At 46.3% G+C, this 14,453-nt stretch carries 14 protein-coding genes; 12 read left to right on the top strand and 2 right to left on the bottom strand.

Going from position 1 to position 14,453, the window contains the following annotated elements; translation table 11 throughout:
- The first annotated feature begins 276 nt into the window (after positions 1-276).
- The 7 genes from BM358_RS20760 (at position 277) to BM358_RS20730 (ending at position 6,359) form a co-directional block, all read left to right on the top strand.
- Entirely contained in the window at positions 277-1,230 is a 954-nt protein-coding gene (locus BM358_RS20760; RefSeq protein WP_028541802.1) for an ABC transporter permease, read from the top strand.
- The gene (locus BM358_RS20755; RefSeq protein ID WP_028541803.1) at positions 1,220-2,170 is read left to right on the top strand and encodes an iron chelate uptake ABC transporter family permease subunit; all 951 of its coding nucleotides are present in this window, start codon (positions 1,220-1,222) and stop codon (positions 2,168-2,170) included. The genes BM358_RS20760 and BM358_RS20755 overlap by 11 nt, the downstream gene beginning before the upstream one ends.
- Positions 2,164-2,922: an iron ABC transporter ATP-binding protein gene (locus BM358_RS20750; RefSeq protein WP_028541804.1), complete on the top strand. Its 759-nt coding sequence runs from the start codon at positions 2,164-2,166 to the stop codon at positions 2,920-2,922. Before BM358_RS20755 ends, BM358_RS20750 begins: the two co-directional genes overlap by 7 nt.
- A gap of 12 nt (positions 2,923-2,934) precedes the next feature.
- Positions 2,935-3,915 (top strand): siderophore ABC transporter substrate-binding protein, encoded by a 981-nt coding sequence (locus tag BM358_RS20745; RefSeq protein WP_028541805.1) that lies wholly within the window; start codon positions 2,935-2,937, stop codon positions 3,913-3,915.
- Positions 3,916-3,948: 33 nt separating this feature from the next.
- Positions 3,949-4,692 carry an alpha/beta hydrolase gene (locus tag BM358_RS20740; protein WP_028541806.1) on the top strand — a complete coding sequence of 248 codons (744 nt, stop codon included), beginning with the start codon at positions 3,949-3,951 and terminating at the stop codon, positions 4,690-4,692.
- Positions 4,693-4,972: 280 nt separating this feature from the next.
- The gene (locus tag BM358_RS20735; RefSeq protein ID WP_028541807.1) at positions 4,973-5,884 is read left to right on the top strand and encodes an aldo/keto reductase; all 912 of its coding nucleotides are present in this window, start codon (positions 4,973-4,975) and stop codon (positions 5,882-5,884) included.
- Positions 5,885-6,032: 148 nt separating this feature from the next.
- Positions 6,033-6,359, top strand: coding sequence for a thioredoxin family protein (locus BM358_RS20730; protein ID WP_013312008.1), 327 nt, complete (start codon positions 6,033-6,035; stop codon positions 6,357-6,359).
- Between the two features lie 129 nt (positions 6,360-6,488).
- Here BM358_RS20730 and bacA read toward each other — a convergent pair whose 3' ends face one another.
- Positions 6,489-7,286: an undecaprenyl-diphosphate phosphatase gene (gene bacA, locus BM358_RS20725; protein WP_028541808.1), complete on the bottom strand. Its 798-nt coding sequence runs from the start codon at positions 7,284-7,286 to the stop codon at positions 6,489-6,491.
- Between the two features lie 125 nt (positions 7,287-7,411).
- Positions 7,412-8,782, bottom strand: a complete 1,371-nt coding sequence (locus BM358_RS20720; RefSeq protein ID WP_028541809.1) for a hemolysin family protein — start codon at positions 8,780-8,782, stop codon at positions 7,412-7,414.
- A 224-nt stretch (positions 8,783-9,006) separates the two neighbouring features.
- On the opposite strand from BM358_RS20720, the gene BM358_RS20715 reads away from it, so the two are divergent.
- From BM358_RS20715 to BM358_RS20695, 5 genes are all read left to right on the top strand, one after another.
- On the top strand, positions 9,007-9,807 hold the full coding sequence (locus tag BM358_RS20715) for a DUF1836 domain-containing protein (RefSeq protein ID WP_028541810.1): 801 nt from the start codon (positions 9,007-9,009) through the stop codon (positions 9,805-9,807).
- Positions 9,808-10,011: 204 nt separating this feature from the next.
- Entirely contained in the window at positions 10,012-10,953 is a 942-nt protein-coding gene (locus tag BM358_RS20710; protein ID WP_028541811.1) for a glycosyltransferase family 2 protein, read from the top strand.
- 41 nt (positions 10,954-10,994) lie between these two features.
- Positions 10,995-11,948 carry a glycosyltransferase family 2 protein gene (locus BM358_RS20705; RefSeq protein WP_023990347.1) on the top strand — a complete coding sequence of 318 codons (954 nt, stop codon included), beginning with the start codon at positions 10,995-10,997 and terminating at the stop codon, positions 11,946-11,948.
- Between the two features lie 73 nt (positions 11,949-12,021).
- A complete protein-coding gene (locus BM358_RS20700) occupies positions 12,022-13,401 on the top strand; it encodes a lipopolysaccharide biosynthesis protein (RefSeq protein ID WP_028541812.1) in 1,380 nt (459 codons plus the stop codon).
- Positions 13,376-14,350: a polysaccharide pyruvyl transferase family protein gene (locus tag BM358_RS20695; RefSeq protein WP_023990345.1), complete on the top strand. Its 975-nt coding sequence runs from the start codon at positions 13,376-13,378 to the stop codon at positions 14,348-14,350. The genes BM358_RS20700 and BM358_RS20695 overlap by 26 nt, the downstream gene beginning before the upstream one ends.
- Positions 14,351-14,453: the final 103 nt, after the last annotated feature.

Below are 14,453 nucleotides of genomic sequence, written 5' to 3'. Positions count from 1 at the left end.
ACTGCTCACCATAAACATAAAAAAGGGCTCCCAAACTCTCTATTTCTAGTTTACCGGATTTTACTCTTATTTGCTCATTGGGTTGTCCAGGTGGGGTGTCGAGAAAGTTCTCTGCAGCTTTTTTGTCCTGCTTTAAAACCTCATCACATTGACAGATACGGTATGACTGATATAATTTATGCTAGTTGATTTTGATAATCATTATCATTATTGGAGGGGAGGACAGGGCCGAAGCTTGGTACAGGTTGTTGGAGAACAGGCTCCCTTGGTTAGAACATGAAATTGCGTTATTTAATAGTGGCTTTTCTGGTACTGGCCTTCGCCTCGGTTTTTATCGGTGTTCATGATGTAACTCCACTTGATGTGTTCCACTTAACCAACGATCAGGCGCAGGTACTCCTGATTAGCAGATTCCCACGATTGATCAGTATCATTATTGCAGGGGCGAGTATGAGTATCTGTGGGCTCATTATGCAGCAGCTTACCCGGAACCGATTTGTTTCTCCCACCACTGCAGGGACGATGGATGCGGCACGATTGGGTGTGCTGATGGCTATTATGGTGTTTGGAGCAGCAGGATTTTGGACGAAGATGCTGACGGCTTTCGGATTTGCTCTAGGGGGAACACTGATTTTCATGAAAATACTGGATAAAATCCGTTTCAAGGACCCGGTATTTATCCCGCTTGTCGGTTTGATGTTTGGAGGCATTTTAAATTCGGTAACGACCTTTTTTGCTTACAAATACAATCTGATCCAGGGCATTTCTTCGTGGATGCAGGGAGACTTTTCTCTAATCATGAGTGGTCGCTACGAGATGCTATATCTTAGTATTCCTTTGGTTGCGTTGGCGTACATATATGCGAATCGTTTTACAATTGCAGGCATGGGTGAGGATTTTGCGGCCAACTTGGGTGTACATTACAAGCGCACCGTCAATGTCGGTTTGGTGATCGTGGCTTTGGTTTCTTCTGTTGTCATCTTAACGGTCGGAACGATTCCCTTTTTGGGGCTGGTTGTACCCAATCTGGTCAGCATGTATATGGGGGATAATCTGAAAAAAAGCCTGGCCCATACAGCGATCTTGGGCGCCGTCTTTGTGCTGTTTTGCGATATTTTGGGACGGGTGATCATTTATCCGTATGAAATTTCTGTAGGGCTTACGGTTGGTGTGATCGGGAGCGCGTTGTTTTTGTATTTGCTGCTGAGGAGAAGGGCTTATGAATCCTAAATTAAAAATCGGAATATTAGCCGCTGCCGCGCTTGTGTTGATTGCTGCTTTCGTGTTTATAGATCTTCCACATACCTGGCATTACGCGCTGCCACGACGATTGAAAAAGATCGCAGCCTTCATTCTGACAGGTGGCTCCATTGCTTTTGCAACAGTTATTTTCCAGACGGTTACGAATAATAAGATTTTGACTCCCGGTATTATTGGACTGGATTCACTGTATATGCTGATTCAGACGACGATTATTTTTGCATTTGGTTCCGTCCCTTTCATTTCGACCAGCAAAGAATTGAACTTTTTGCTGTCGGTAGGGCTGATGGTGCTGTTCGCAGGACTGCTATACAAATTAATTTTCCGCAAAGATGGACGCGGTATTTATGTACTTTTGCTGATCGGTCTGGTGTTCGGCACACTATTCAACAGTCTGTCTACCTTTATGGAGGTACTGATTGACCCGAACGAATTTGCGAAAATCCAAGACAAGAGCTTTGCCAGCTTCAGTAATGTAAACACCGAACTACTGTGGCTTTCTGTATTCATTCTTGTGCTCGTATTTGCTTATGCGTGGAGATTCATCAAGTATCTGGACGTGCTGTCGCTCGGACGAGAGCATGCGATTAATTTAGGGCTCCCTTATAGTTTTATTATCAAAAGGCTGCTAATTATCGTAGCGATTCTTATCTCCATATCCACGGCACTTGTCGGGCCGATTACGTTTCTAGGGTTAATTGTGGCCAATGTGGCTTATCAGGTGATGAAAACCTATCAGCATCGTTATATTATTCCGGCCTCTATTTGTGTCAGTGTCATTGCGTTGGCAGGATGCCAACTGCTGGCAGAAAGAGTATTCGACTTATCGACAACGGTCAGTGTCATTATTAACTTTATCGGGGGGGTGTACTTCCTGTACCTTTTGCTGCGGGAGAATAAGTCATGGTAGAAGTCAGAAACGTATCCAAACGCTACGGGAATAAAAATGTGGTGGATCAGGTATCCGTCACTGTACCTAAAGGTACCATTACCTCCTTTATTGGACCTAACGGCGCTGGAAAAAGCACCTTGTTGTCGATGATCAGTCGCCTGACTGACAGTGATGAGGGAGAAATCCTCATTGACGGGCAGGCCGTGAGTCTGACGAAAAGTGAGGAGCTAGCCCGGAAGATATCTATTTTAAAACAGACGAACGATGTCAATATCCGCTTAACCGTGAAGGAGCTGGTTAGCTTCGGCCGTTTTCCGTATTCCAAGGGCAGATTGAACAGCGAGGATCGCAAAATGGTGGAGCAGTCTATGGCTTACATGGGACTGGAGGACATGAAAGATAAGCATATTGATTTGCTTAGTGGGGGACAGCGACAGCGGGCTTTTATTGCCATGATTTTGGCTCAGGACACAGAATACATCCTGCTGGATGAGCCGCTGAACAATCTGGATATGAAGCATTCGGTTCAGATTATGAAGACGTTGCGCGGTTTGGTGGATGATCTGGGCAAAACGATTCTGGTCGTGTTGCACGACATTAATTTTGCATCCTGCTATTCAGACTATATTGTAGGGATGAAGGATGGCAGGTTGCTAAAACAAGGAACGGCTGACGAGATGATTGATAGTCAGGTATTAAAGGATTTGTACGATATGGATATTCCGATTCAACAGATCGGTGACCATAAAATTTGCGTTTATTTCACTTAGGGGGAATGTTAAATGAAGAAAAATATGATGTTTTTAACGCTAATGCTTGCATTGGTACTGATTGTGTCAGCCTGTGGCAAAGCAGCTCCGGCAACACCGGAAGCGACTGGAAACGGCTCCTCTGCTGCAACAACGGAATCCAAAACCATCTCGGTCAAACACGCACTGGATGAAAACCCGGTCCAAGTCAAAGTTAATCCAAAAAATGTCGTTGTCTTTGATTTTGGTTCATTGGATACGCTGGATAAGCTGGGCGTTGACGTTGCGGCAGTAGCGCAGCAGGATCTTCCTACGTATTTGAGCAAATATAAAGATTCCAAATATGCAAGTGCAGGCACGCTGTTTGAACCGGATTACGAGAAAATCAGTGATCTGTCTCCTGAACTCATCATCATCGGCGGCAGACAAGCTGATGCATATAAAGAGTTGAGTAAAATTGCACCGACCATTTCGATGGCTGTAGACACCAAGGATTATATCAATTCCTTTAAGAAAAACGTTGAAACATTGGGGAAAATCTTCGATAAAGAGGATGCTGCCAAGCAGGAGCTGGCTGCGATTGATAGCTCCATCAAGGCCGTACATGACAAGGCTGTAGCGAGCAAAGCTAAAGGACTGATCGTGCTGACGAATGAAGGAAGCCTGAGCGCATATGGCTCACAATCCCGCTTCGGTATCATTCATGATGCTTTTGGCGTAACCCCTGTAGATCCGGGCATTAAAGTATCCACGCATGGACAAAAGGTTTCTTTTGAATATGTACAGCAAAAAAATCCGGATTATATTTTTGTTGTTGACCGTGGGGCTGTGGTGGTCGAGGAAGGCAAGGAACAGGTTACAGGTAAACAAACCATTGAGAATGAACTGGTGAAGAAAACCAATGCATTTAAAAACGGTCATATTGTATACCTTGATCCTAACTACTGGTACCTGTCAGGTAATGGTCTGGAATCTGTGTCTGAAATGATCAAGGAAATGGATGCTGCACTGTAATGAATACATTCACATCATGGAGGACTGTGTAGGATGAAAGGTCATGTAGATGAAATTCCATTAGATGGGTATCTTGTGCACGTCTATACACCTCCCGTCTCCGTGAGTCATAATGAGCTGTATCCTGTGCTGTATGTGCAGGATGGCAGCTCTTTATTTCTAAGCGGGTTGGATGAGCTGGAAAGAGGTTTTTCTACGGGAGAGTTGCCCCGTGTCGTGCTGGTAGGTATTCAGCCCGTAAATCGGCTGAATGATTATACGCCTTGGAAGGCAGCTGCTTTAGTAGAAGGAAGACCTGCTTTTGGTGGTGACGGAGATGCCTATCTGGCGTTTGTGGTTACAAAAGTAATGCCGTACGTCGAGGGGAGATATCCGGTAAAAACCGGACCGGAGCATACGGGAATCATCGGCGCCTCATTGGGCGGATTAATTTCCATGTATGCCGTCTTCAAGTATAAGGACATATTCGGACGCGTCGGTTCCGTCTCAGGCTCGTATTGGTATCCGGGTATGATTGGTTATATGCAATCTGCATCTTGTGCAACTGTGAGGGATGGGATACATCGCTTTTATATATCTGTCGGGACCCGTGAAGGTGAAGGGAAGACGAATGTACAAAAAGATATGGTTCCGCTGACCCTCCAGGCACACGAGGTGCTGCGGACACAGGGACTGGATGCAAAAGATATGCTCCTTGAGTTGGATCAGGATGCGGTGCATCGTGTGGATTGTTTTCAGCGTCAATTTCCTAAGGCCGTCCGATGGCTGTTCGGATAGCATGAATGGAATACGAATTTCATACAACAACCTCAAAGGATTGGAGAGCGTGGAGTCTCTATGCCTTTGGGGTTGTTTTTTTTGTATATTTTTTTTCGTATAATAGAATCAATTTCATAATACCTTGAGTAGCTTTAATAAAGAGTACATATAGATCAAAATGGTTTAATTTGTCTATATGAGGTTTACATTTCGTTAGTTTAATCATTTATGAAATTGATTCAATAGAGGAATATTAAAAATTTAAAGTTATACGTTATTGGAAGTGAGGGGAGCATAAATGAAAAAAAACCGCTTGGGATCTTCAGATTTACTGGTAGGTGAGATTGGCTTGGGATGTATGTCGGTCGGTACGGATGAGCAGCAAGGTGTTTACTTGATTCATGAAGCGCTAGACAGGGGCGTAAACCTGTTGGATACGGCCGATTTGTACCAGCATGGGCGCAATGAAGAAATTGTGGGGACAGCAATCCGTGGACGACGGCAGGAGGTCATCCTGGCGACCAAGGTCGGCAACCGGCGTATACCGGGGCAGGAGGGCTGGGGATGGGATCCGTCCAAGGAATATATCCTGTCTGCTGTTAAAGAGAGCCTGCGACGCCTTGGAACGGACTACATCGACCTGTATCAGCTGCACGGAGGGACAATTGACGATCCGATAGACGAAACGATAGAGGCTTTTGAGCAACTACAGCGGGAGGGCGTCATCCGTTATTATGGTATTTCCTCCATTCGCCCTCATGTCATCCGTGAATATGTCAAACGCTCGAATATCGTTAGTGTTATGAATCAGTATAGTTTACTGGATCGGCGTGCAGAGGAAGAGGTACTGTCTTTGCTTCAGGAGCGGGGAATTAGCGTGATTGCACGTGGGCCAGTGGCCAGTGGTGTATTGGCTGAAGAGGGGGAAGGGAAGATAGCCAAGGGATATCTGGACTACAATGAAGCAGAGCTGCTGGACGTGCGTAAGCAATTAAAGGCATTTGCAGGGGCGGACCGTAGTATGGGTCAGACAGCGATCCGTTATAGCCTGTCTCATCCGACTGTCGCTGCTGTGATCCCGGGTGCAAGCTCTTTGGGACAATTGGAGCATAATATTTCTGCTGCGGATATTGCACCGCTAACCAGGCAAGAGCGGCAGACGCTACAGCAAATCAGCCGAGCCAATCGGTATGATGCGCAATATCGCTAATCCGAGCAAGTATAGGACAAGTGTCAAACATGTACCCGTCCCAGTTGCAATTTATAAAAGAATCATTACAATATAGGAATAAGCCTCGGTTTATAATTCATATGTGAATATGGAGACGTTATAAATACACTCTAGGAGGGACCAACGAATGGAACGCATCGAATCTCAGCAGCAATATCAGGATTTAATTAATGGTGACGGTCTGACTGTCGTGAAATTTGATACAACCTGGTGTCCGGATTGCAAGACACTGGATAAATTTATGGACGGCATTATTGAAGAAAACGCAGATAAGCGTTTCTTTGCGCTTGATGCGGAGAAATTCCAGCCGATTGCCGAAGAAAATCAAGTGCGCGGCATTCCGAGTCTGCTCGTGTTCCGTAATGGCGAAAAAATTGCTCATTTGCACAGCAAATACGCTAAAACGCCAGCTCAAATCTCGGAATATTTGACTACGCTGGAATCCAAACAATAATCAGAACGCATGATAGGGATAGTTCCAGACTATCTTTCCTTTCAGCAAAATAGTAAAAGGGATATCCAAGGCTGATCATTCAGATCCTATGGATATCCCTTTTACTATTTATTGGTACCAAACGATGGCTTATAAAATAATGAAAAAGAACACAGCCGCCAGCACGAAGCGGTAAATGGCGAACGTAGTCAGGCTCAAGCGTTTGAGCAGACCGAGGAATGTTTTGATCGCCAGCATCCCGACGATAAAGGCAGTAATAAAGCCGGCCGCGAACACTGGGAAATCACTCATAGACAGATGATCCATACTTTTGATCATATCAATACCCGATGCACCCAGCATGACCGGAACAGATACGAGGAATGTAAATTCCGCGGCTGCCGTATGGCTTACACGTGCGAATAGGCCCCCAGACATGGTTGATCCTGAACGGGAGAAGCCTGGCCACAGAGCTAGGACTTGGAACACACCGATGGTAAATGCTTGTTTGTACGTGATCTCATCCAGCGTATGTGATCTAATAGGCGGATGAAATTTTTCAGCCGCGATCATGAGCAGGCCCCCGATCACCAAACTGTATAAAACCGTTTCAGGACCAAACAGGTATTGCTTGATTACATCACGGAACAGTACGCCAATCAAGCCTGCAGGGATCATGGCTAAAATAATATGTAACAGGTTTAGACGTGGCTGACTCGAGATTTTGCGTCTGAAATCAAACAGGCTCAGGAATCTGCGCCAGTATAATACAACGACTGCCAGCACAGCACCTAATTGTACGATAACCTCAAACGTTTTGACCGTATCATTCTCTGTGTTTAATCCTAGAAGATTAGCCGTAAGGATCATGTGACCCGTCGAAGAGACCGGCAAAAACTCTGTCAGTCCTTCAATAATTCCCATAATAATAGAAGATAAAATATCCACTTTACTAGCTCCTCCTTACACGCGTGCAGGGCAAACGACCTAAGCCGTTTGCCCTGGGAATATGTCATTTCAGTAGGAGTGAACACAAGTGTCAAGTGCAAAGATAAACGCTCAGGTCACACGGTTCACTCCCGGGAAGAAGTGTCCGATTCTGCTTCCAATTCAGATGCGGGGGATGTGTGGTGTAAAATAATCTCCACCCGACGAATACGATTTTTACCCATTTCACGAATGATAAATTTCACATTCTCTTCTATGAATTCCTTGCCCTGTCTAGGTTCCGGAACCCGGCTATACACCCACCCTCCGACAGTATCCACGTCTTCATCGTCCAATGTCAAGCCCGTCAGATCACTCAGATCGGAAAGCATCACTTTACCATCCATCAAATAACTGTTCTCCGTCAGTTTCTCGATTTCCTTCCGTTCATCCTTATCAAATTCGTCCCGAATTTCGCCAACAATCTCCTCCAAAATGTCCTCAATGGTAATGAGGCCGGAGGTTCCACCGTATTCATCGACCAGGAGAGCGATATGAACCTGCTCCTTCTGCATACGTTTCAGCAGTGTGTTGACGGGGATAACTTCCGGAACGGTCAAGATCGGTTGAATCAGACTGTCGAAAACAAGCTCTGGATTGCGATCATACTCAAGGAATAGCTGTTTGGTATTAATCATACCAATGATCTGATCCTTGCTGTCTGTCGCCACCGGAAAACGGGTATACTGCTCTTCGTGAATAGTCAGCATGTTTTCTTGTAGCGAGCGATTCGTAAACAAGCATACCATATCTGTACGTGGTACCATAATTTCTTTTGCAACGGTCTCGTCAAAAGCAAAGATACGATTTACGTAGCCATATTCGGTGTTATTGATCTTACCACTTTCCACGCTTTCGGACAAAATGATCTGAATTTCTTCCTGAGAGTGCGCTTCTTCATGCTCACTAGCCGGTTGAAGACCAAACAGACGAACCAGACGATTGGCCGAGCCGTTAAGGAGCCAAATAAACGGATACATAATCCGATTAAACCACACGATGACTGGGGAGGTTAACAGACTGACAGCTTCCGCTTTGCGGATCGCCAATGTTTTGGGAGCCAGTTCGCCGATCACCACGTGCAGGTAAGTTACAATGACGAATGAAATAATAAAGGCCAGGATATGTGAAAAATCCCCATTGATGTTGAGCTGTTGAAAGAGAGGCTCCAGCAATTTGACTACGGTCGGTTCACCGAGCCAGCCGAGTCCCAACGCTGTAATCGTAATACCAAGCTGACAGGCGGACAGGTAGCCGTCCAGATTATTGACGACTTTTTGTAGCGCCAGTGCGTTTTTACGGTTCTCCACGACCAGCTGATCGACCCGGCTGGAACGGATTTTAATAATCGCAAACTCGGTAGCCACGAAAAAAGCACTAAATAAAATCAACACCGCAAACAAAAATAGACTGACACCTATACCCATATAATTTTCACTCATCCCTTTTTCGTTCAATTTTTTAAGGAACTCCATTTTAAGTTCACTTGAACTTATTTTAAGAACTTAAAAGGAAATATACAAGGTTCATATGGAATCATAGCAGGTCACCTACCTCCAATTTACACGGAAAATAAGGCATAATAGAACCCGCACGGCTCATTGCTTCACTTTACAAGCCTAGTTTGAGGGCGTATGATGAGTTCAAATGAACTTGAAATGTAATAAAGGGAGGAAAGCAGATGGAGTCTTTTACCCTTACTCGTCGTGATATGGCCCATTTGCTGCTGGCCATGGAAGGTCGCCGCGAATTGCAGCCTTTGGCCGTTCTACAGGACGCCTGGAGGCGCACTCATAGCCATCTCGCCCGTTCCGGGAGCACGATGCCGACATTTTTATACACCGACGTGACACCTGTGCTAGATAAAATCATCAAGGGTAAGCACAGCGCAGCCTTTTCGCTGCAGGAGATCGTTTCCCTGGGTCAACTGGTCGAATACAGTCATGTCTCACTGGCATCTATGCAAAATTGGGTCAAACGCGACTTCAAGGAATTTCTCGGCGCTCCGAAGATCGGCAAAAAATACTCGGTCAACCAGGCAGCTATATTGCTCATTGTGGAAGATTTAAAATCATGTCTTGATTTTGAATCCATTCGTCAGCTATTTCATATCCTGTTCCAACAACCCGAAGATGATACGGACGATCTGATTCAGCCGGTCGATTTGTACGCCGCCTATTCAACTTTGTTTGAGGAGCTGGATGCGAACGGAGACCAACTGCTCGATGTTGCTGGAGCAGGCTATGCAAAGGACAACGGAAATTCCGTTACAGGACAGCAGCGCCAGGAAGCTGCGACAGAGGAGCTGCTGGTTCAGGCGGCCGATCAATACATCAGCCGTTTACAGCATTTGACCCCTAACCAGTGTGAAGCAGTGCGTAATACTTTGCTGGTGGCAGCGGTAGCGGTGCAAAATAGTTATTTTTTGTCCATGGCACGTCGGTATGTGAATGCGACGTTGTTTCTGGACTTCCAGGGGTAAATCAGGATTGGCACTAGAAGCCAATCCTATTTTTTTGCTCTTTTTAGAGGATTGTCTACCCTTTTGGAGACTGAAAAAGTATACAAAAGAGGTATATACACTAAAACGCTGTCAAAGATACAATAAACATATATAATCCAGCAATTGGAAAAACTTAGAATATCTCTTCCAAAGCATCTGGATACACACACAGGAGGTAATGGCATGTCCGATGTCTCCATCATCATTTGTACCCGCAACCGGATCGAAGACCTGACACGCTGTATACAATCTATTGCAGTACAGCAGCAATTGGAGCATACGGCTGTAGAACTGCTGATTGTTGATGACGGCGATATTTCCGACCAACAGATCGAGCAGTACCGTCACATGGTATCCGGATTGCCTCAAAGCGTTTTGAAATATTATAAAAAAAGTCGTCCCGGCGTTTGGTTGTCCCGCTATGAGGCCTTGTCTCTTGTGCGGTATGATATTGTGCTGTATTTTGACGATGATGCAGAACTGGACGATAAACTCTATATCCGGCGCTTGCTCGATACCTATGATCAGGATGAAACGATTGTGGGTGTTGGAGGGATTGCAAAGGGATTACATTCGAGCCGGGCAGGAAAGCTGCTGGGCGTTTTGACATTTCAGATGTCTTCATCCCTCGGCAAGCTCTCGCCTAGTAGTCTGGCAGGTTCTTTGCTGCGTTGGGGCGAAGCGACTGAGGTTTTCGATACAGAATTTTTCCATGGCTGCAATATGTCATTTCGGAGGGATGCGCTTCGGGACATGAAGCCGTATCCGTGGATGACCAGTTATGCCGTTGCTGACGATTTGTACATGTGCCAGTTGGCGAGCCGTTACGGCAAATTGGTTATCAATCCTGACTTAACCATCATTCATCATGAATCTCCAAGCTCGCGCGATAAGGCGGGCAAAGTAGCCAAGGCTACAGCGATTAACCACTATTATTTTCTTGCCTTGAAAAAGGCTGGAGTGATTCAGTATGGAGCCCTTTTATGGACCTTATCCTACTTGATGCTCAAAGAAATGCTGCGCCGCAATTTTAATGCCGCAGATGGATACAAGCAGGGGGTGTTGTTCATTCTGAACCCGCGCAAGCAAAAATATAACGAATATTTAGGCCCGGCGGTTCAGTAAACTGTTTTTTTAACACACTGACAGGATAAAGGGGGAGTATGATGTTAAGCTTGTCCATTGCTCTGTGCACCCGAAATCGGGTTGATGATCTGACCCGATGCATTAATTCAATTGCCATTGGGGGAGCACCGGAGGCATGTGAAACCGAGCTATGGATTATTGACGACGGAGAACTGCCGAAGCATGTGCTGGAACGTTATGAGCGTCAGTTGGGCAGAGCGGGAATTACCTACCGATATCATCGCAAGGAGCAGCCGGGATTATGGTTATCTCGTGTAAAGACAGCTGAACTTGCGCAGGGTGACATCATTTTGTTCCTTGACGATGACGTTGAGCTGCCGAGCAACTATTTGAATGAGTTGATGCGTACCTATGAGGCTTACCCGCAGGCCGCTGGTGTTGGCGGTATTGCACAGGGAATGAGTAACAGCTTCATGGGAACGATTCGATGCTTGCTGTCATTCCAGCAGTCTTTGTCCAAAGGGAGGTTGTCCCTCAGCGGTCAGTCCGGCTCGATGTATAACTGGCATAAGGCCAAGAAGACGTTTAGAACCCAGTTTTTTCATGGCTGCAATATGTCATTTCGCCGTGAGGCGATTCGCAGTCTGGAGCCGGTACCTTGGTTGCAAAGCTATAGCGTAGGCGAGGATTTATTACTTTCACGCATCGCAATGAAAAGCGGTCCGTTATACATTAACCCGGCGCTTACGCTGCTTCATCACGAATCGCCGTCCTCGCGCGACAATATGGAGCAGGTTACTTATATGCGGGTGATGAATCATATTCATCTCCTGCGTGAAGAGGGATCTGGGCCGATTGGTTATGCAGCACTATACTGGACGACGTTGTATCAGATTTTGAGAGAAAAGCCCAAGAAAAATCATACTGCCATTCAAGGCTATAGAAGAGCGTTGAAAGCAATCTTTTCAAGTCCAAAGGAGCCTGTTGGCGGGGGACAGTTGCCTGAACGCAATTCCAAAAAAACGGTAGGCTGATGGAGGTGCGTCAAAAGACGCAATGTGAGCATAGAGACGAGAGGCTTAATAAGGAACAGGAGTTGGACGTAACATGAGCACATGGACAGCAGCAAGGAAAGTATTCACGGGTGACAGTCTCGCCAAAACGATCATGCGCACGAGCTTTAACAATTTTTTTGTGCTAATCGTCACGACCCTGACTTCCATCCTGACCGCACGTATGCTCGGAGTAGAGGGGAAAGGAGAACTGGCGGCAGTTCTGTTCTGGCCTACGTTGATCGGCAGTGTGTTGAGCTTCGGATTACCAACGTCGTTAATTTATAACATCAAGAAGAAAACAGGCACGACGGAAGAACTGCTGGCGTTGTCGCTCTGGATTCAGTTGCCTGCCAGCTTGTTGGCGGGAGCGGTGGCCTGGATATGCATGCCGCTGTGGCTGAATGGTTATGGTGCGGATATCATCCAGCTGTCCCAGCTTTATTGTGCGGCAGCCATACCGCTGGCAGTGCTTACAGCGCTGACGACAGCATTGTCGCAAGGGCTGGATCGATTTAGCGTATATAACGGTCTGTTGTTTTACTACCCGTTACTGAATTTCATCGGTCTGGTGACACTGTGGCTGATGGGCCTGCTCAATGTGCAGCTGGCAGGAGCAGTGAATTTTGCCGCGAGTTTCCTTGCGCTAGTATGGGCGTTCCTCCGTTTGCGCAAGTATATGAATTTGCGTGCTTTCCGTCCATTTACCAGCCGCCAAGTGCTTCGTCCTTATTATAGCTATGGAGCGAGGGTTTACGGGATGGAGCTGATGGGGACGCTGTCCACACAAACGGACAAAATCGTTATTGTGGCGCTGCTATCACCCAAAGCGTTCGGTCTGTACTCTGTCGTCTACGCCTTGTCTCGTGTGTTCAATGTGGTGCAAAATGCCGTCACTAACGTTACTTTTCCTAAGGTGACGGGGATGGAGCACAGCAAGATTGTCGAAACAGTAGGTCGTGCTTTTCGCATCTCTATGGCTGCGATGCTAATCGTCATTGTGCCTGCTCTCTTCATTGGACGATACATGCTGGGTTTGCTGTACGGCCCCGCTTTTCTGGAAGCATCGCTAACGTTCTACCTGCTGTCACTGGAATGTATCATTGGTGGCGGCTCATGGATTCTGGCTTCGGCCTTTAACGCGCTGGGACGTCCGGGACTGGTATTGTTCCGGCAAATTGTAGCCTATGCGATCACCGTCGGTCTATTTTTTATTTGTACACCGATCTTTGGTCTGGACGGCATTGCGATTGCTTTGCTTGTAGGCGCTTGTGTACGATTGGCGTTCTCACTGTTCTCATTCCCGATGTTTTTCAATGTTCCGCTATCACGGATCATTTTTGATAAAAGTGACATTACATTTGTCATTCAGACTATACAAAAGAAGCGCAGGAAGGGAGAACTGAAAGATGCCGAATTTGCATCCCATGGCTAAACTGAAAAATAAGCTGAGCGTCATTCTCGACGTAGTCCCCCAAGGTTCGAATATCATTTATGTCGATTATCCCGTCTATAATAACGGTGGGGATGTACTCATCATGAAAGGCACCGAAGCGTTCTTCAAGGATAATGGCATCCGTGTCCGTGCCCGTTATAGCGCTATGGATATTCCCGATCGGCTTCAAATTCCGGGTGACTGGATTATCGTGTGCCACGGCGGCGGCAACTTCGGCGATCTCTATTCAAATCACCAAAATTTGCGAGAACGCATCGTTCGCGATTTCCCTAACCACCGAATTGTAATTATGCCGCAGACGATCCACTTTCAATCTGAACAGAAGGCTAATGAAGTCGCTGCCTTGTTCAATGCTCATCCGGATCTACATATGTTTGTGCGGGATACACGCTCTTATCAGTGGGCTAAGGACAAGCTGAACCAGTGCAGTATCACACTATGCCCTGATATGGCGCACCAGCTCTGGCCATTGAAGCCGACTACGGAAACAGTGAAGGATGTATTGTATTTCCTGCGGACTGATATTGAAACGGTGGGTGGACAAAAGAAGTTCGATGACGAGGCAGATGCCGCTCACCGGCTGGACTGGGATACTTTGTTCACTCCGCTGGAAGTGAAGGGAATTGTCTATTTCCAGAAGTTTTATCGACTGGATAAGAAAATCGGTGGACCGTTGCCTACACGTACGTTCTGGTACAAGTACACAGACCATCTCATGAACAAAGCGGTTACGCTGTTCAGCTCTTACCGCGAGGTTCGCACTTCACGGCTGCACGGTCACATTCTGGCCTGTCTGCTTGATATGCCGCACGTTGTCATTGACAATTCCTACGGCAAGAACTCGCAATATTATAATACCTGGACACAGCCGAATCCAAAGGCGCAGCTGTTTAGTGAAGCTCCAAGTGCGTTGGAGCAGCCATCTTAATAGTAAGAAAAGATACGTATGATTAATTTCAAAGGTATGATAACGGCAAAAAATCTCCTGACCATTTCATTGGTATAGGAGATTTTTGCTTGTGTTAAATTAA

The sequence above is a fragment of the Paenibacillus sp. cl130 genome (assembly GCF_900116035.1).
GTDB classification, from domain to species: Bacteria; Bacillota; Bacilli; order Paenibacillales; family Paenibacillaceae; genus Paenibacillus; species Paenibacillus polymyxa_B.
This window is presented reverse-complemented; position numbering and strand designations above follow the sequence as displayed.